We start from the raw sequence: 18,317 nt of genomic DNA on the forward strand, positions 1-18,317 counted from the left end.
AGTGGTTACGGCCGTACGACGACCAGGTGGACGTACCCAGGAGCCTTCGATCTGGGTATGTTCCTCGCCGTCAGGGCAGCCAGTCCGCGAGGAGTCGAGTCCCGTGCCGGAATCGAAGAACGCAGAACCCCACGTAACTCAGGCGCAAGCGCCGCAGAAGTTCGTTTATGACTTCACCGAAGGCAACCGCAACCTCAAGGACCTGCTCGGCGGGAAGGGTGCCAACCTCGCCGAGATGACCAACCTCGGTCTGCCCGTCCCTCCGGGCTTCACCATCACCACCGAGGCGTGCAAGACGTACCTCGGCAGCGGCGACGAGCCCGTCGAACTCCGCGACGAGGTCAGTGCGCACCTCGCCGCCCTGGAGAAGACGATGGGCAAGGAGCTCGGCCAGGCCGGCAACCCGCTGCTCGTCTCGGTCCGATCGGGCGCCAAGTTCTCCATGCCGGGCATGATGGACACCGTTCTGAACATCGGCCTCTCGGACAAGTCCGTGGTCGGTCTCACGAAGCAGTCCGGTGACGAGCGCTTCGCCTGGGACTCCTACCGCCGCCTCATCCAGATGTTCGGCAAGACCGTCCTCGACGTCGACGGCGAACTCTTCGAGGAGGCCCTGGAGGCCGCGAAGAAGGCCAAGAAGGTCAGTGTCGACACCGACCTCGAAGCAGCCGACCTGAAGAAGCTGGTCTCCCGCTTCAAGAAGATCGTCAAGCAGGCCGCGGGGCGGGAGTTCCCGCAGGACCCGCGCGAGCAGATGGACCTCGCCATAAGGGCCGTCTTCGAGTCGTGGAACACCGACCGGGCCAAGCTCTACCGGCGCCAGGAGCGCATCCCCGGCGACCTCGGCACCGCGGTCAACATCTGCTCGATGGTCTTCGGCAACCTCGGCCCCGACTCCGGTACGGGCGTCGCCTTCACCCGCGACCCGGCCAGCGGGCACCAGGGCGTCTACGGCGACTACCTGCAGAACGCGCAGGGCGAGGACGTCGTCGCGGGCATCCGCAACACCGTGGCCCTCGCCGATCTGGAGCAGATCGACAAGAAGTCGTACGACCAGCTCATGCAGATCATGGAGACCCTGGAGACCCACTACAAGGATCTCTGCGACATCGAATTCACCATTGAGCGCGGCCAGTTGTGGATGCTCCAGACCCGCGTCGGCAAGCGCACCGCGGGCGCCGCGTTCCGGATCGCCACCCAGCTCGTCGACCAGGGGCTCATCGACGAGGCCGAGGCGCTCCAGCGGGTGAACGGGGCGCAGCTCGCGCAGCTGATGTTCCCGCGCTTCGACGACACCGCGAAGGTCGACAGGATCGGGCGGGGCATCGCCGCGTCGCCGGGTGCGGCGGTCGGCAAGGCGGTCTTCGACTCGTACACCGCGATCAAGTGGTCGCGCTCGGGCGAGAAGGTCATCCTGATCCGCCGCGAGACCAACCCGGACGACCTCGACGGCATGATCGCCGCGGAGGGCATCCTCACCTCGCGCGGCGGCAAGACCTCGCACGCGGCCGTGGTGGCGCGCGGCATGGGCAAGACCTGTGTCTGCGGCGCCGAGGAGATCGAGGTCGACACCAAGCGCCGCCGGCTGACCGCGCCGAACGGTGTGGTCGTCGAGGAGGGCGACGTCGTCTCGATCGACGGCTCTTCGGGCAAGGTGTACGCGGGCGAGGTGCCGGTCGTCCCGTCGCCGGTCGTCGAGTACTTCGAGGGCCGGATGCACGCGGGCGCCGACGACGCGGACGAACTGGTCGAGGCCGTCCACCGGATCATGGCGTACGCGGACCGGCGCCGCCGGCTGCGGGTGCGGGCCAACGCGGACAACGCCGAGGACGCCCTGCGTGCCCGGCGGTTCGGCGCCCAGGGCATCGGGCTCTGCCGTACCGAGCACATGTTCCTCGGCGAGCGCCGCGAGCTGGTCGAGCGGCTGATCCTGGCCGACACGGACGACGAGCGCGAGAAGGCGCTCGGCGCGCTGCTGCCGCTCCAGAAGAAGGACTTCATCGAGCTGTTCGAGGCGATGGACGGACTCCCCGTCACGGTCCGTCTCCTGGATCCGCCGCTGCACGAGTTCCTCCCGGACATCACCGAGCTCTCGGTGCGCGTCGCCCTCGCCGAGTCCCGCAAGGACGCCAACGAGAACGACCTGCGCCTCCTGCAGGCCGTGCACAAGCTCCACGAGCAGAACCCGATGCTGGGGCTGCGCGGGGTGCGTCTCGGACTGGTCATCCCGGGCCTGTTCGCCATGCAGGTACGGGCCATCGCCGAGGCGGCGGCAGCCCGCAAGGCCGCCAAGGGCGACCCGCGCGCGGAGATCATGATTCCGCTGGTGGGCACGGTCCAGGAGCTGGAGATCGTCCGCGAGGAGGCCGACCGCGTCATCGCGGAGGTGGAGGCCGCCACCGGCACGGAGCTGATACTGACCATCGGCACCATGATCGAACTGCCGCGTGCCGCGCTGACGGCGGGCCAGATCGCCGAGGCCGCGCAGTTCTTCTCCTTCGGTACGAACGACCTCACCCAGACGGTGTGGGGCTTCTCCCGCGACGACGTGGAGGCCTCGTTCTTCACCGCGTACCTGGAGAAGGGCATCTTCGGGGTCTCCCCATTCGAGACGATCGACCGGGACGGGGTCGGCTCCCTGGTCCGCAGCGCCTGCGAGGCGGGCCGCGCGACCCGCCCCGACCTCAAACTGGGCGTCTGCGGCGAACACGGCGGCGACCCGGAGTCGGTGCACTTCTTCCACCAGGTGGGCCTGGACTACGTCTCGTGCTCCCCGTTCCGCATCCCGGTGGCCAGGCTCGAAGCCGGCCGGGCCGCGGCGCAGTCGGACGGCAGCGACAGCCGCTGACAGACCCCCGGAGCCGCCGTCGGGTTCACCCCGACCCTCACCGACCCCGTCGGCGGCTCCGGTGCACCGGACGGAGGGGCGGCACCCGTGCGGGGATGCCGCCCCTCCTGGCTTTTTTTTGGGGGGGCTCAGAGGTCGCCGCGATCCACGGCGAAAAGGTCTGACCGGCCGGCGGGGTCGGCGCGGAGTCAGCCGCGCGCCTTCGCCATGGCTTCGACCGCCTTGATGACGACATCCGGGCGGTCGGTCGGAATCTCGTGTGAGCTTCCCTTCGCGACGATGTACTTCCGGTTGGTGGCAGCCTTCGCGAACTGGGTCTGGGCGTCCCGCCACAGCTGGGCGTCGCCGGGCGTATCGAAAGGCGTCTTCGACGACGCGATCACGGTCGCGGGGACACTCTGCGGCCAGGAGGTCTGGTGGTAGGCGTGGTGCATCGGGCCGTAGTTGTCCGCTGTCGCCAGCAGTTGGCGGATCGGCTTCGTCGAGAGCTTGCCGTCGAGTTGCGCCACCTGCGCCTGGTTCGCGGCCTCGATCCTCGCCGTTTCGGTGTCCGTATAGAAGTTCGGCAGGCCGGCGTCGACCAGGACGGCGCCCGAGAGCCATTTCGGGTGCTTCTTCGCGAAGTACGTGGCGACCTCGCCCGCCTGGGAGTGCGAGACGAGAACCACGTCATGGGTGGCGCCCAGCTTGGTGAGGCCGGCCTCCAGGTCGGAAGCGGCGTTCTGTGCGTTCCAGGCGCCGACGACCTCGTCGCTCCTGCCGATTCCGGCACGGTCGTACGTGATGACCTCGGATCCGGTCTTCTCGGCCAGGGCAGGAGCTATCTTCTGCCACTGTGACGAGCCCTCCCCGCCGCCCGCATCCAGGACGATGGCAGGGAGGTGGCCGGGCGTGACATGGAAGGCCAGCTTGTGGCCGTTGTTCGAGATCATGTGGAGCGAAGAACCAGCGGTGGCGGAGGCCGAAGGGCCGCTTGACCGTGCCGGTGCCGCCGCGGCGGAAGCGGAGGAGTTCCCACAGGCCACCAGGGCTCCGGTCACGACCGTGGCCAGGGCCGCTGTCGCGAACACTGCCGTACGGCGACGTGGTGTGGTGGTGCGTGCACTCATGGCTGGCTCCTGAAGGCGGGAAAATACCGTGCGCCGAGCGGCTTGGGACCGGCTTTCGGCGGGTTCTGGTGAACGCCTTCAGTCTTGTTGGACCGGGGCCGGTGGACGATGGTGCTGCCGGGTGAGTACAGGTGTACGTGAACTCCGAGCCTCTGGTGGTGCTGGCCCCCCACCGGGGAGGCGCAGGATCGCCCGTTCAGTCGTCGATCCCCGACCGCTCCACCCCCGCCACGATGTGCCGTTGCAGCAGCAGGAACACCAGCAGCAGCGGCACGATCGACACCGCCGCCGCGATGAACAGCTCGTGGATGTTGACCACTTGGCCCGTCGTGAAGGTCGAAAGCGCCACCTGTACCGTCCACGCGTTCTTGTCCTGCCCGATCACCAGCGGCCAGAGGAAGGCGTTCCACGCGCCGATGAAGACGATCGTGGAGACCGCCGCGAAGACCGGGGCGGAGTTCGGGACCACGATGCGCCAGTACGTACGCCAGTAGCCGAGGCCGTCGACCCTCGCCGCGTCCTCCAGTTCCTGCGGGAAGCCCAGGAAGTACTGGCGGAAGATGAAGCACGCGAACGCCGAGAACAGCGTCGGGATGATCAGGCCGCGCAGTGTGGAGATCCAGCCGAGCGTGGAGACCAGCACGAAGCTCGGTACGAACGTCACCGCCGCCGGGACCATCAGGGTGCCGAGGATCGCGTAGAACACCTTGTTCGCGTGGCGGTACGGGATACGGGCCAGGCCGTACCCCGCCAGTGACGCCAGCAGGACCGTGCCGAGTGTGGTGGCCACCGCGATCAGGGACGAGTTCAGCAGGGAGCGGGCCATCGGGACCGCCGGGTCGTCGAACAGCTCGCGGATGTTGGACCACTGGAGGTGGGCGGGGAAGAACGTCCACGCAGGTGAGGTGATGTCCTGCTCCGTGGACAGCCCGTTCCGCACCAGCAGATAGAACGGGATGAGGAAGAGTGCCGCCAGCGCGATCAGCAGGACGGTGCGCAGCGCGCGCCCGGCCCGTACCAGGGCGTCGTCACGGCGGGGCGTGCCGGTGCTGCGGGGCATGTCAGTCCTCCGTCCTGCCGAGCCCGAACCAGCGGGCCTGGACGATCGTCACCACCGCGATGATCAGGGCGAGAATGACCGCCCCCGCACTGCCGAGACCGAGGTTCTGCCCCTGTCCGAGCGCCGTGTAGTAGAGGTACACGAGCGGTGGGCGCGCGTACGGCGGATAGCCCCGGGAGTCGCTCAGCAGGTTGTAGAACTCGTCGAACGCCTGGAACGCGTTGATCACCAACAGCAGCACCACGGCGACCGAGGTCGCCCGCAGCTGCGGGAACGTGATGTGCCGGAAGACCTGCCAGCCGGGGCGCGCACCGTCGACGGCGGCGGCCTCGTACAGCTGCGGCGCGATCCGCTGGAGCCCGGCGAGGAACAGCACCATGAAGAACCCCGCCTGGAGCCAGAGCCGCAGCGTCACGATCACCAGCCAGTACCAGGGCGGGTGGGTCGTCGAGAGCCACGCGGTCTGGTCCGCGCCGAACCAGCCGAGCACGGTGTTCGCCAGCCCGAAGCGGACCCCGTTGAAGACCGACAGCTTCCAGATCATCGAGGCCACCACATAGGAGCAGGCCGCCGGGAGGAAGAAGACCGACCGGAAGAAGGACTGCGCGAACCGCAGCCGGTTCACCATCAGCGCCAGGGCGAGCGAGAGCACGTACGTCGCCGGGACGATGAACAGTGAGAAGACCGCGAACGTCCACAGGCTGGAGGTGAACGCGCCGTCGCTCAGCATCGATGTGTAGTTGCCGAGGCCGACGAAGTGCGTCGGTGAGACCGTGTTGTGGGCGTCGAAGAAGCTCAGATACAGACTCCACAGCAGCGGTACGTACGTGAAGAGCGCGAGGCCGGCGGCGAAGGGCCCGACGAAGACCCAGAACCAGAGCGTGCGGTTTCTCACTGATCGCTCACCGGTCCCTCACGACTTCTTCTGTACCCGCTGGAGCTCACTGTTGGTCTTGCGGACGACCCCCTTGACCTCGGTCTCCGGGTTGGCGCCGTCCTTGATGATCCGGTTGAGGGCGTCCTGGTACGCGACCTGGCAGGCGGGCGTCCACAGCAGCGGCTGGGCCCAGCCGCTGTCGGTGGCGTACCGGACCGCGTCCGCCGCCGCCCCCTCCCGCAGCTTCGCCGCCTTCTTCGCGAGGGAGATCCGGGCCGGGATGTGGAACCCGTAGGAGAGGGCGAAGTCCTCCTGGTACCCGGTCCGGTCGATCCACAGCCACTTGGCGAACGCCTTGGCCTCGTCGCGGTGCTTGCTGCGTGCGCTGACCGCCGAGCTGTACGCCCCGACCGGGACCGAGGGCTTTCCGGCCGCGCCGTCCCTGGGGAAGGGCAGGACGCCGAAATCGTCGCCCAGCGCCTTCCTGACCGCCGGAAGCGCCCACAGGCCGCACCACTGCATGGCGGTGAGCCCCTGGACGAACGCCGACGGGTCGGACCAGTCCGCCGGGGCGCCGAGCAGCAGCGACTTGTCGGCGTACAGCCGGTGGAACTTGGCCAGGGTGCGGGCCGCCGCCGGATCGTCGAAGCCCGTCTTCCCGTCCTGGGTGACGAGGCTGAGCCCGGCCGCGTAGAGCGGGGTGCCGCCGAGGACGCCCGCGCCGCCGTCGTTGCCGAGGAACAGGCCCTTGACCTTCTTGTCGGTCAACGCCTTTGCCGCGTCGACGAGTTCGTCGAGGGTCTGCGGCGGCTGTACGTTCGCGTCCTTGAGCAGGCTCTTGCGGTAGTAGAGGAGCTGGGTGTCGACGGTCTGCGGGATGCCCCAGATCTTCCCGCGGTAGGTCTTCGGCGCGAGAACCGCCTGGTTGAAGTCGTCCTTCACCCCGTCGAAGAGGCCGGTCAGATCGGTGACCTGGCCGCCCTGGATCTGGTCCAGGGTGGGGCCGTTCACCTCGAAGACGTCGGGGCCCGACGAGGACAGCAGTGCGGCGGCGGTCTGCTGGTCGTAATTGCCCGGCCGCCACTGGATCCTGACGGTCGCCTTGCGGTAGGCGGCCGCGTACCGCCGCACGGCCTGCTCGGTCCCGGCTTCGCCGTACTGGTGGTACCACTGCTGGAGCGTGGGCCCACCACCGCCCGAAGTGCCGTCGTTCCGGCCGGTGTTGGACCCGCACGCGGCGGCGAGTGCCCCTGTCAGTGCGAGGCTGCCACTGGTGGCGAGCAGTCGCCTGCGGCTGATGGTCATGGTGCGTCCCCCTGGCTCCGGCCGGTGTCGGTCCTCAGTGTCTGGAGTCTCCGGTGTGCTGTACGCGCCTTTGTTGTACGCCCTAACGATCAACCATGGTGCGGGATTGCGACAGGGGTGTTGCGCGGGCATGTCGGCCCGGCTCGTACGGGTTTCCGTTCGACCGATGAGTTTCCGGGCGCCCTGACGTCTGTATCTCCGAAGGGTGTCGCCGCTGGGCGGGCCACCGGAATGAGATGAGAGAAGAGCGCAATGCCTCAGATGATCTTCGTCAATCTGCCGGTCAAGGACCTTGAGGTTTCCAAGGCCTTCTTCACCGCGCTCGGTTACACGATCAACCCGCAGTTCACCGATGAGAACGCGGCCTGCGTCGTGATCAGCGACACGATCTACTCGATGCTGATCACGGAACCGTTCTTCAAGCAGTTCACCAAGAAGGAGATCGCGGACGCGACCAGGACCACCGAGGTGTTGGTCTGTCTCAGCGCGGAGAGCAGAGAGGACGTCGACCGGCTGGTCGACACCGCGCTGGTCTCCGGCGGCTCGCCCGCGAACGAGCCCCAGGAGCAGGGTCCGATGTACGGGCGCTCCTTCCAGGACCCGGACGGGCACATCTGGGAGGTCATGTGGATGGACCCCGCGGCGGTCCAGAGCTGACCTCGGCCGTCGGCTGCGGACCTCGGCCGACGGCGGGTCCGGGCTCGTTCCTGCCCGACGTCGGCGGCGGTGCGGTCAGGCCGTGCCCGTGCCGTTCCCCGGGGCGCCCAGCGTGTCCAGGCCCTGGTACGTCACCCCTGTGAGCTGCTCGGACGCCGTCCAGAGCCGCTCACTCGCCACGTCGTTCGTCGTCCACTTCATCCGCCGGGACGGCCCGGGGGTTCCGCGCCAGCCCAGGAATTTGGGCCCGGTGAAGGAATCGGGCAGGACGCAGGGTGCGGTGGCCGCGTAGAGCGTCGGCAGCGCACCCACCTCGGCCGGCTGGGCGAACAGGCGGTTGCCGAACTCCACCCACCGCTCGGCGCGCTTGCGGCCCTCCATCCTCACCCCGGCCGTCTGGAGGTTCGTCTCCGCGTAACCGGGGTGCGCGGCGGCCGCGACGAGGCCGGACCCGACGGTGGCGAGGCGTCGCGTCAGTTCGTGGACGAAGAGCAGATTCGCCGTCTTGGAGCGGCCGTAGGCGACCCAACGGCGGTAGCCACGCTCGCTGTTGAGGTCGTGGATGTCGATGTTGCCGATGGCGTGGAGACCGCTGGACACGCTCACCACGCGGGCGTCCGGTGTGTCCAGCAGCTTCGGGATGAGCAGCCCGGTGAGGGCGAAGTGCCCGAGGTGGTTCACCCCGAACTGTGTCTCGAACCCGTCGGTGGTCGTGCCGTACGGCAGGGCCATGACGCCCGCGTTGTTGATGAGCAGATCGAGGCGCTCGGCCCGGACGGCGGACGCGAACTCCCTCACGGACGACAGGTCCGCGAGATCCAGCCGTACGAACTCGGCTTCGGCGCCCGGGACTTCGTCCCGGATCAGAGCTTCCGCCTCCTTGCCGCGCGTCTCGCTGCGGCAGGCGAGGATCACCCGTGCGCCCCGCCGTGCCAGCTCACGTGCGGTCACGAGGCCGATACCGCTGTTGGCCCCGGTGACCACCGCCGTGCGCCCGCTCTGGTCGGGTATGTCGCCCGTGTTCCAGCCTTTGGTCATGGTTGCAGCGGTCATGAGTCCAGCGTACGACCGGGGCCGCGGTCAGGCAGCCGCGCCTCCGCCGGGCACCGGGCCGGCCCCGTACGGCCACCCGGTCGGCCACCCGTACGGCCGTCCGCTACGGCATGGCCGGGATCTCGTCCCAGGGGGCTGACGCGTAGACCTCCGCCACCCGTCGCATCAGCTCTTCGTCGACCGCGAACTCCGTGGTGTCGATCCGGCGCACCGGGTTGATGCCACGCGAGTTGGTCACGAAGGCCGACCGGTACGCGCCCAGGTCGTCCAGCGTCACCCGGCGGCGTACCGACGGCAGCCCCGGCTCGATCAGCGCCATGGCGATCCCGGCCAGCGCGGGGGCGTCCGGCCAGACCACCGAAGTGCCGTCCCAGAAAGCGATGTTGGTGACAGCCCCCTCCGCGATCACCCCGCCGGGACCGGTCAGCAGCGCATCGTCGAAGCCCGCGCGGACGGCGGCCCTGCCGTAGTGGATCTGGCCGAAACCGCCGAGGTGCTTGATGTGGGGGACCGGCCGCTGGTACGGGACGGACATCAGGCTCTGCGGTTCACCGGACGGCACAGCGGGTGGCCGCACGGTGACCATCACCGTGGCGGCCCCGTCCCCGTCGGGCCAGTGCACGTACACCCGCGTCGACGCGTCCCGTACGCCCGCACTGTCCAGCGCGTGCCGGATCAGCCGGCAGACGTGCCCGCCGTCGAGCCCCGCGCCGAACAGTTCCCGGGTCGCCGAGTCCAGTCTGGCGAGATGCAGCGCGAGGCCGCGTACCCGGCAGTCGCTGACCTGCATGGCCGTGAAATGGCCGTAGTTGAGGAAGGCGGGGGTGCTGAGCGAGGTATCGGTGACGGGCCGGCCGTCGATCTCTATGTGCAGGGGCTCCATGGGCATGGGTCCACGGTACGGATGAGGGCGGGCCGCGCGGACCGGTCCGGCCGGACGGATGTGCGCCGTACGGCAACCGCGCTTGACCTCAACCAAGGTTGATGTATGACGCTCCTCGTCATGGACATCACCACGCAACCCCTGAAGCTGGCCCTCGTCATCGCCAGCAACCGCACCGGCCGTTTCGCCCCCACCATCGCCGACTGGTTCCTCTCCCGGGCCCGCTCCGCGCCGACCTCGACATCGAGGTGATCGACCTCGCCGACGTCGAACTGCCCACCGCGCTCTCCTACGACCCGTCGCCCGCAGTGCGCGAGGTGCGCGACCAGATCGGCGCGCGGCTGGAGTCCGCCGACGCCTTCGTTGTCCTGACCCCCGAGTACAACCACTCCTTCCCCGCCTCCCTCAAGAACCTCATCGACTGGCACTACGGCCAGTGGCAGGCCAAACCGGTCTCGTTCATCTCGTACGGCGGGATCTCCGGCGGTCTGCGCGCGGTCGAGCAGCTGCGGCAGGTCTTCGCCGAGATGCACGCGGTCACCGTCCGCGACACGGTGAGCTTCCACCATGCGCACGGTCACTTCGACGAGGACGGCACCCACAAGGACCCCGAGGCCCCCGACGGGGCGGCCAAGGTCATGCTCGACCAGCTCGTCTGGTGGGGACTGGCGCTGCGGGACGCGAAGGCGGTACGCCCGTACGGAAGTTGACGGGTGGTGCCGGTCCTCGGCAGCCGGGGGCGGCGGCCGGCTGTCAGTGGTCGCCCAGTGCTCGCGTGACGCCCTTCTCACGGGGGCCGAGGAAGTGCGGGTCGGGCTTGAACGTGGCATCCAGGGCCGCCTTCCCCGCCGCCAGGATCTCGCGGGCACCGCCGTAGTACCAGGTCACGTCGTGCGCGTCGGACACGCCGACGCCGTACGACTCGATGCCGGCCGACCGGCAGAGCGCGATGGCCCTGCGGATGTGGAATCCCTGGCTGACCAGGACGGCCCGGTGGACCCCGAACACCTTCCTGGCCCGCACGCAGGAGTCCCAGGTGTCGAAGCCCGCGAAGTCGCTGACGACTTTCCCGCCCGGCACCCCGTGCCGTACCAGATAGGCCCGCATCGCGTCCGGCTCGTCGTAGTCGGTCCGGCTGTTGTCGCCGGTGACCAGCACCACCTTCACCGTGCCTGCCCGGTACAGACCGGCGGCGGCGTCGAGCCGGTGCGCGAGGTACGGCGACGGCCGGCCCTGCCAGAGACCCGCGCCGAAGACCACGGCGACATCGGCCCGGGGGACGTCGGCCGCCGTCCGCACCCCGTCGCCCGCGACAGCGAACATCCAGGTGGCAGGGGTGAGCGCCAGCACACAGCCGAGCATGACGGCCTGCACGGCGCGGCGCCGGCCGCGCCTGGTCCGCGGCAGCCGCGGCCCGGGCAGCCGCAGGTTCGGCAGGTGCGGCCGCAGCCGTCGTACGCGGGGCAGTGCGGGTCTGCGCATGGCTGGCCTTCCGACGCCGGACGTGTCGGAATGTCGGACGCGCAAAGGGGGACGTCCGGTTCGCTCAGGAAGCCGACTGGACGTCCGGTTCGCTCAGGCAACCGACCGGTCCGGTTCCGCCCGGGCCGCCGGCCGCCGGACCGGCGTCACCTCAGGGTGTACGTCAGATGGGTCACGCCGTTCCCCTCGATCACCGTGGGCCCCTCCAGCGCGCGCGGCGCCTCCCGCAGGTTGTCGAGGAAACGCACGCCCGAACCGAGCAGCAGCGGCACCAGGTCGACATCCAGCTCGTCCAGCAGCCCGGCGTTGATGCACTGCTGGGTGAGGTCGGCGCTGCCGATGACGACTTTCTTCTCGCCCGCTGTCGCCCTGGCCTGCGCGATGGCGCTCTCGACGCCGTCGGTGACGAAGGTCAGCGGGGTGTCCGCACGGGGCCAGCCATCCGGGATGCTGTGGCTGACGACGATCACCGGCTTGCCCATGGGATGCCCACCGATCCAGCCGCCCGCGTCGTCGAACGTACGCCGCCCGTAGACGAGGACACCGATCTCCGAAAGACCGCGGTTCAGCCGCTGGGCGCTGGCCTCCGACACCTGGAAGGTCATGTCCGGGTCCGCGGTCCTGACCGTGACGTCCCCGTTTCCGTACCACCGGAACAGCTGATCGATCCCGTCGGAGGGATGGGAGACGAACCCGTCCAGCGACATGGACATGTTGGCGGTCACCTTGGCCATCGGTTCTCTCCGCTCTGCTCGGCCGTCTCGTTCCACGTTCCTCCGATACGGACGGTCCGGCTACCCGGCGGCCCGTCCGGTGCTTCGCGACGCGCCGTCTCCTGAACCGCCGCCTGGCGGGCCCGGCCGCGTCCAGGGCCTGGGACTCAGTACTGTCGGGGCATGGAAGGCACCGCGTACACCCCGACCGACTGCGAACGCTGGGACACCGAGCCCGACAAGAGGCCCGGCCGTACCGCCTTCCAGCGCGATCGCGCGCGCGTGCTGCACTCCGGTGCGCTGCGCCGGCTCGCGGGCAAGACCCAGGTGGTCACGCCGGGCTCGCTCCCGCAGGCGGGCGGCGCCGTCCGGGCGGGGGAGGCCCCGTTCCAGATCTGGGACTCCAGCCCGCGCACCCGCCTCACACACTCCCTGGAATGCGCCCAGGTCGGCCGGGAACTCGGCGCCGCGCTCGGCTGCGACCCCGATCTCGTCGAGACCGCCTGCCTCGCCCACGACCTGGGCCACCCGCCGTTCGGCCACAACGGCGAACTGGCGCTCAACGACTTCGCCGGGGACTGCGGCGGCTTCGAGGGCAATGCCCAGTCGCTGCGCCTGCTCACCCGTATCGAACCCAAGCGGTTCGTTCGGTCGGACGCCACCGGCGAGCCGGTCAGCGTCGGTCTGAACCTCACCAGGGCCGCCCTCGACGCGGCCACCAAGTACCCGTGGCCGCGCGGCGGACACCCCACCGATCCCGGCTCGGTGAAATTCGGGGTGTACGAGGACGACCTGCCCGTCTTCGACTGGGCCAGACTCGGCGCCCCGGCCGACCGCAAGTGCTTCGAGGCCCAGGTCATGGACTGGTCCGACGACGTCGCGTACTCCGTGCACGATGTCGAGGACGGGCTGCACGCCGGGCACATCGACCCCGGCTGTCTGACCTCCGGGCCCGAGCGGGACGCCGTCATGGCGGTGGCCATCGGCCGATACGTACCGGGCGACACCGATCCGGCCGAGCTCACCGACGCACTCGACGGCCTGCTCGCCCAGGAGTGGTGGCCGCACGGCTACGACGGGACCGCCGTCGCGCAGGCCCGGCTGAAGGACGCCACCAGCCAGCTCATCGGCCGGTTCTGCCTGGCCGCCGAGAGCGCGACCCGGGAGTCGTACGGCGCGGGGCCGCTCACCAGATACGCGGCGGAACTGGTCGTTCCACGCCGGGCGCGACTTGAGTGCGCCGTCCTCAAGGCCCTCGCCGACCGCTATGTGATGCAGCGCGAGGAGCAGGAACGGCTCCGTGTCAATCAGCGCGAAGTGCTCGCCGAACTGGCCGGGGCGCTCACGGCCCGCGCGCCCGAAGGGCTCGACCCGCAGTTCCGTGCGCTGTTCGAAGCGGCACCCGGCGACCGCGACCGCAAACGTGTGATCGTCGACCAGATCGCCTCACTCACGGACACCTCGGCCCGCTCGCTGCACGCGCGGCTGACCGTCCGTCACTGAGGATGCCCGTCCGCGGTACGGCGCTCCCGCGCCGCCATGCCATCATGACCGGCCATTCCTGACCGTGCGTGAGCCTCAACACCTCACACCTCTTCCCCCATCACACTCCGTGCGGGACGCTCGCAAGTGGCGCCAGCACTCCAAGGAGGCATCAAGTGGTCGACGCACATCTGACGTTCGTCATCATCGGCGGCGGGCTCGCGGGGGCGAAGGCCGCCGAAACCCTCCGTACCGAAGGGTTCGCGGGCCGTGTGATCCTCATCGGTGACGAACGCGACCACCCCTACGAACGCCCGCCCCTGTCCAAGGGGTTCCTGTCGGGCAAGGACGAGCGCGACAGCGTCTACGTCCACGAGACCGCCTGGTACGCCCAGGCCGACATCGAGCTCCACCTGGGCCAGACCGTCGTCTCGATCGACCGTGCCGTCAAGGTCGTACGCCTCGGTGACGACACGGCCATCCACTACGACAAACTGCTGCTGGCGACCGGCGCCGAGCCGCGCCGCCTGGACATCCCCGGCACCGAACTCGCGGGCGTGCACCATCTGCGCCGGCTCGCGCACGCCGACCGGCTGCGGAACGTACTGGCCTCACTCGGCCGGGACAACGGCCACCTGGTGATCGCGGGAGCTGGCTGGATCGGTCTGGAGGTCGCGGCGGCCGCGCGCGGCTACGGGGCCGAGGTCACCATCGTCGAACCGCACCAGACCCCGCTGCACGCGGTTCTCGGCCCTGAGCTCGGCCAGATCTTCACCGACCTGCACGCCGAGCACGGTGTCCGCTTCCACTTCGGCGCGCGCCTCACCGGGATCACCGGCCAGGACGGCATGGTCCTGGCCGTCCGGACCGACGACGGCGAGGAGCACCCGGCCCACGACGTGCTCGCCGCGATCGGCGCGGCCCCCCGCGTCTCGCTGGCCGAGGCAGCGGGCCTTGAGCTGGTGGACCGGGCGGACGGCGGCGGCATCGCCGTCGACTCCTCGCTGCGCACCTCCGACCCGGACATCTACGCGGCGGGCGACGTCGCGGCCGCGCAGCACCCGCTGCTGGGCACCCGGCTGCGCGTCGAGCACTGGGCGAACGCGCTCAACGGCGGCCCGGCGGCGGCCCGCGCGATGCTCGGCCAGGGCGTGGCGTACGACCGGATCCCGTACTTCTTCTCCGACCAGTACGACCTGGGCCTGGAGTACTCGGGGTGGGCGCCGCCCGGCTCGTACGACCAGGTACTCATCCGGGGCGACGCGGGGAAGCGGCAGTTCATCGCCTTCTGGATGAAGGAAGGGCGGCTGCTGGCCGGGATGAACGTCAATGTGTGGGACGTCACCGAACAGCTCCAGCGGCTGATCCGCTCCGGCGCGACACTGGATCCCGAGGCGCTCGCGGACCCGTCGGTGGACCTGGCCACGCTGGGCACCTGAGGGCCTGTTGTCCGGATCAGGCCGGGCGGGACAGCCTGGGCGGCCCCTGACCGGGCCGCCCAGGGGTCTGTCCGACGACTGTCCCGTACGGAGTGTCCGAGCCGGACCGTAGACTTCACCCGTGGCAGGCAGGATCAACGATGACGACGTGAAGGCGGTCCGGGACGCGGTCCCGATCGACGCCGTCGTTTCCGAGTACCTCCAGCTGCGGAACGCGGGCGGCGGGAACCTGAAGGGGCTCTGCCCCTTCCACGACGAGAAGTCCCCCTCCTTCCAGGTCAGCCCGGCCAAGGGCCTCTTCCACTGCTTCGGCTGCCAGGAGGGCGGGGACACCCTCGCCTTCATCATGAAGATCGACCACCTCTCGTTCTCCGAGGCGGTCGAGCGGCTCGCGGGCACGGCCGGCATCACCCTCCGGTACGAGGAGGGCGGCTACACCCCCAACAGCCAGCGCGGCGAGCGCATCCGGCTGGTCGAGGCGCACAAGGCGGCCGCGCAGTTCTACGTCGAGCAGCTCGACAGCGCCGAGGCCGAGATCGGCCGGAAGTTCCTCGCCGAGCGCGGTTTCGACCAGGCCGCCGCCACCCATTTCAGCGTCGGCTACAGCCCGGCGGGCTGGGACCACCTGACCCGCTACCTGCGCGGCAAGGGCTTCTCCGACAAGGAGCTCATCACCTCCGGCCTGTCCCAGGAGGCGCGCGGCGGCAAGCCCATCGACCGCTTCCGCGGCCGGCTGATGTGGCCGATCCGCGACATCAGCGGCGAGGTCGTCGGCTTCGGCGCGCGCAAGCTCCGCGACGACGACAACGGGCCGAAGTACCTCAACACCCCCGAGACGTCGATCTACAAGAAGTCCCAGGTCCTCTACGGGATCGACCTGGCCAAGAAGGAGATCGCCAAGTCCAGCAGGGCCGTCGTCGTCGAGGGGTACACCGACGTCATGGCCTGCCATCTGGCCGGCGTGACCACCGCCGTCGCCACCTGCGGCACGGCCTTCGGCACCGACCACATCAAGATCCTCCGCCGGCTCCTGATGGACAACGGCAGCGCCCGCGTGATCTTCACCTTCGACGGAGACGCGGCCGGACAGAAGGCGGCCCTGCGCGCCTTCGAGGACGACCAGAAGTTCGCCGCCGAGACCTATATCGCCATCGCCCCCGACGGGATGGACCCCTGCGACCTGCGGCTCGCGCAGGGCGACGAGTCGGTGCGCAGCCTGGTCGAACCCCGCACCCCACTCTTCGAGTTCGCGCTCCGCCAGATCATCTCGCGCTACGACCTGGAGACCCCGGCGGGCCGGGCCACGGCGCTCGACGAGGCCGCGCCCGTGGTGGCCCGGATCAAGAACAGCGCCTCGCAGCACGAGGTCGCCGTACAGCTGGCCGGCATGGTCGGCATCCTGGACACCCAGTTCGTCGTCAAGCGCATCAGCCAGCTCGCCCAGTGGGCCCGCGGCCGGGGCAACGCACCGGCGCCCACCCGCGGCGGCCGCCCCCCACAGCAGGCCGAGGCGCCACGCACCCCGTCGAGCGGCCCCGCGCTCCACCTCCGCAGCCCCGCGCACCGCACCGAGCGCGAGCTGCTGAAGCTGGCGCTGCAGCGCCCCGAACTGGTCTCCCCGGCCTTCGACGCCTACGGGGCCGACGAGTTCACCGCCCCGCCGTACGCCGCCGTACGCGAGGCGATCATGGAGGCGGGCGGCGCCGAGGCGGGCATCACCGACTCCTTCGAGTACCTCACCCGGGTCCGCGCGGCGGCGCCGGACGACACGGTCAGGGCCGTGGTCACCGAGCTGGCCGTGGAGGCGATCATGCGCCGTACGGTCGACGAGCTGTACGCGGGCGAGCAGCTGGTGCACGTCCGGCTGCGCGCGGTCGACCGCCGGATCACGGACGTCCAGGGCACGCTGGCCCGGGCCTCCGCCCAGGGCGACGCCGAGCAGTACGCGGCGGTCCAGAGCGAGTTGTGGACCCTCCAGCAGTACGGCCAGTCCCTGCGCAACCGCGGTGCCGAAGCGCTCTGAGCCGGGCCGCCCGTCACCGGCCCGGGCCGTCGGCTCCCGGCTGCCCGGTGGCGTTCACGTAACCGCCGGGTCACGGACCGGACTCAGAAAGTCACCGCACACCTCTCGTGGCCGCGCTGTGTCGTGCCCCACACTGGGCAGCGGCGCCTGAGACCGGTCCGGCACATGGGGGACGGAAGGCGGGCTCGGCCGCGCTGTCCCGCTGCCGCATGCCCCGACCCGGCAGTCATCCTGGAGGCCGCCCCCGTGCAGACCCGGACCCCGACCGAAACCGACGTGGCCCCGGCAGTCCCTCAGCAGGGCCCGGCCGCAGGCCACCCCGAAACCGTCCCCGGCCCGGCACGGCCCGCGCCCGAGGCCGTCTCCGAGGCCGTCCCCGATGTCGTGGTCGAGGACCCGGACGAAGCGCCCGCACCCGCGCGCACCGGCGCCGCGGACACCGGCGGCCCCTCGTCCGACCTCTTCCGCCAGTACTTACGGGAGATCGGCCGCATCCCGCTGCTCACGGCGGCCGACGAAGTGGACCTCGCACGCTGTGTCGAAGCGGGCCTCTTCGCCGAGGAACGGCTGGGGAGTTCGGCCGATCTCGACTCCCGCCTCGCCGTCGACCTGGACCGCCTCGTGGTGCTCGGCCGGATGGCCAAACGACGGCTGATCGAGGCCAACCTCCGCCTCGTGGTCTCCGTCGCCAAGCGGTACGTGGGCCGCGGGCTGACCATGCTCGACCTGGTCCAGGAGGGAAACCTCGGCCTGATCCGGGCGGTGGAGAAGTTCGACTACGCCCGGGGCTACAAGTTCTCCACGTACGCGACCTGGTGGATCCGCCAGGCGATGTCCCGGGCCCTGGCCGACCAGGCCCGGACGATACGGGTCCCGGTCCACGTGGTCGAGCTGATCAACCGGGTGGTGCGGGTCCAGCGCCGGATGCTCCAGGAACGCGGGTACGAACCGACGCCCGAAGAGGTCGCGGCCCAGCTCGAACTCACCCCGGAACGCGTGGGGGAGGTCCTGCGTCTCGCCCAGGAACCGGTGTCCCTGCACGCCCCGGTGGGGGAGGAGGACGAGGTGGCGCTGGGCGACCTGATCGAGGACGGCGACGCGGCGTCCCCGGTGGAGTCGGCGGCGTTCCTGCTGCTGCGGCAGCACCTGGAGGCGGTGCTCTCCACGCTGGGCGAACGCGAACGCAAGGTCGTCCAGCTCCGTTACGGCCTGGCGGACGGCAGGCCCCGCACGCTGGAGGAGATCGGACGGATCTTCGGGGTGACGCGGGAGCGGATCCGCCAGATCGAGTCCAAGACCCTGAACAAACTGCGGGACCACGCATTCGCGGACCAGCTGCGGGGCTACCTGGACTGAGCGCAACCCCGCAGCGGAATCCCCGGACCG

At 70.0% G+C, this 18,317-nt stretch carries 14 protein-coding genes and 1 pseudogene; 7 read left to right on the plus strand and 8 right to left on the minus strand.

From position 1 onward, the window contains the following. Positions 1–103 precede the first annotated feature (103 nt). On the plus strand, positions 104–2,848 hold the full coding sequence (ppdK, locus tag OG210_RS22465) for a pyruvate, phosphate dikinase (RefSeq protein WP_328326333.1): 2,745 nt from the start codon (positions 104–106) through the stop codon (positions 2,846–2,848). A 188-nt stretch (positions 2,849–3,036) separates the two neighbouring features. On the opposite strand, the gene OG210_RS22470 is transcribed toward ppdK, so the two are convergent. The 4 genes from OG210_RS22470 to OG210_RS22485 form a co-directional block, all read right to left on the minus strand. Further along, positions 3,037–3,957 (minus strand): alpha/beta hydrolase, encoded by a 921-nt coding sequence (locus tag OG210_RS22470; protein ID WP_328326331.1) that lies wholly within the window; start codon positions 3,955–3,957, stop codon positions 3,037–3,039. A 196-nt stretch (positions 3,958–4,153) separates the two neighbouring features. Then, positions 4,154–5,017: a carbohydrate ABC transporter permease gene (locus OG210_RS22475; RefSeq protein ID WP_328326329.1), complete on the minus strand. Its 864-nt coding sequence runs from the start codon at positions 5,015–5,017 to the stop codon at positions 4,154–4,156. A 1-nt stretch (position 5,018) separates the two neighbouring features. After that, positions 5,019–5,912, minus strand: a complete 894-nt coding sequence (locus tag OG210_RS22480; protein WP_328326328.1) for a sugar ABC transporter permease — start codon at positions 5,910–5,912, stop codon at positions 5,019–5,021. Between the two features lie 18 nt (positions 5,913–5,930). Continuing rightward, on the minus strand, positions 5,931–7,199 hold the full coding sequence (locus tag OG210_RS22485) for a sugar ABC transporter substrate-binding protein (protein WP_328326326.1): 1,269 nt from the start codon (positions 7,197–7,199) through the stop codon (positions 5,931–5,933). Between the two features lie 252 nt (positions 7,200–7,451). Here OG210_RS22485 and OG210_RS22490 point away from each other — a divergent pair, with 252 nt between their 5' ends. Next, positions 7,452–7,856 (plus strand): VOC family protein, encoded by a 405-nt coding sequence (locus tag OG210_RS22490; RefSeq protein ID WP_328326324.1) that lies wholly within the window; start codon positions 7,452–7,454, stop codon positions 7,854–7,856. Positions 7,857–7,931: 75 nt separating this feature from the next. Here the strand turns inward: OG210_RS22490 and OG210_RS22495 are convergent, their stop codons facing one another. Continuing rightward, complete coding sequence (locus OG210_RS22495) at positions 7,932–8,894, minus strand: oxidoreductase (RefSeq protein ID WP_328335409.1); 963 nt, start codon at positions 8,892–8,894, stop codon at positions 7,932–7,934. 118 nt (positions 8,895–9,012) lie between these two features. Next, complete coding sequence (locus tag OG210_RS22500) at positions 9,013–9,798, minus strand: aminotransferase class IV family protein (protein ID WP_371538480.1); 786 nt, start codon at positions 9,796–9,798, stop codon at positions 9,013–9,015. A 114-nt stretch (positions 9,799–9,912) separates the two neighbouring features. Here OG210_RS22500 and OG210_RS22505 point away from each other — a divergent pair. Then, positions 9,913–10,502, plus strand: a pseudogene (locus OG210_RS22505) (NADPH-dependent FMN reductase). 43 nt (positions 10,503–10,545) lie between these two features. Here OG210_RS22505 and OG210_RS22510 read toward each other — a convergent pair. Continuing rightward, entirely contained in the window at positions 10,546–11,274 is a 729-nt protein-coding gene (locus OG210_RS22510) for an ElyC/SanA/YdcF family protein (protein ID WP_328326318.1), read from the minus strand. Between the two features lie 146 nt (positions 11,275–11,420). Next, on the minus strand, positions 11,421–12,008 hold the full coding sequence (locus OG210_RS22515; RefSeq protein ID WP_328326316.1) for a dihydrofolate reductase family protein: 588 nt from the start codon (positions 12,006–12,008) through the stop codon (positions 11,421–11,423). A gap of 162 nt (positions 12,009–12,170) precedes the next feature. Between OG210_RS22515 and OG210_RS22520 the strand changes: the two genes are divergently transcribed. From OG210_RS22520 to OG210_RS22535, 4 genes are all read left to right on the plus strand, one after another. Further along, the gene (locus OG210_RS22520) at positions 12,171–13,490 is read left to right on the plus strand and encodes a deoxyguanosinetriphosphate triphosphohydrolase (RefSeq protein ID WP_328326314.1); all 1,320 of its coding nucleotides are present in this window, start codon (positions 12,171–12,173) and stop codon (positions 13,488–13,490) included. Positions 13,491–13,645: 155 nt separating this feature from the next. Beyond that, positions 13,646–14,908 carry an FAD-dependent oxidoreductase gene (locus tag OG210_RS22525; RefSeq protein WP_328326312.1) on the plus strand — a complete coding sequence of 421 codons (1,263 nt, stop codon included), beginning with the start codon at positions 13,646–13,648 and terminating at the stop codon, positions 14,906–14,908. Between the two features lie 121 nt (positions 14,909–15,029). Continuing rightward, positions 15,030–16,931: a DNA primase gene (dnaG, locus tag OG210_RS22530; protein WP_328326310.1), complete on the plus strand. Its 1,902-nt coding sequence runs from the start codon at positions 15,030–15,032 to the stop codon at positions 16,929–16,931. Positions 16,932–17,096: 165 nt separating this feature from the next. Further along, entirely contained in the window at positions 17,097–18,287 is a 1,191-nt protein-coding gene (locus OG210_RS22535; protein WP_371538483.1) for a sigma-70 family RNA polymerase sigma factor, read from the plus strand. Positions 18,288–18,317 lie beyond the last annotated feature (30 nt).

Origin of the sequence: Streptomyces sp. NBC_00466 (assembly GCF_041433995.1) — a bacterium.
Classification (GTDB): Bacteria; Actinomycetota; Actinomycetes; order Streptomycetales; family Streptomycetaceae; genus Streptomyces.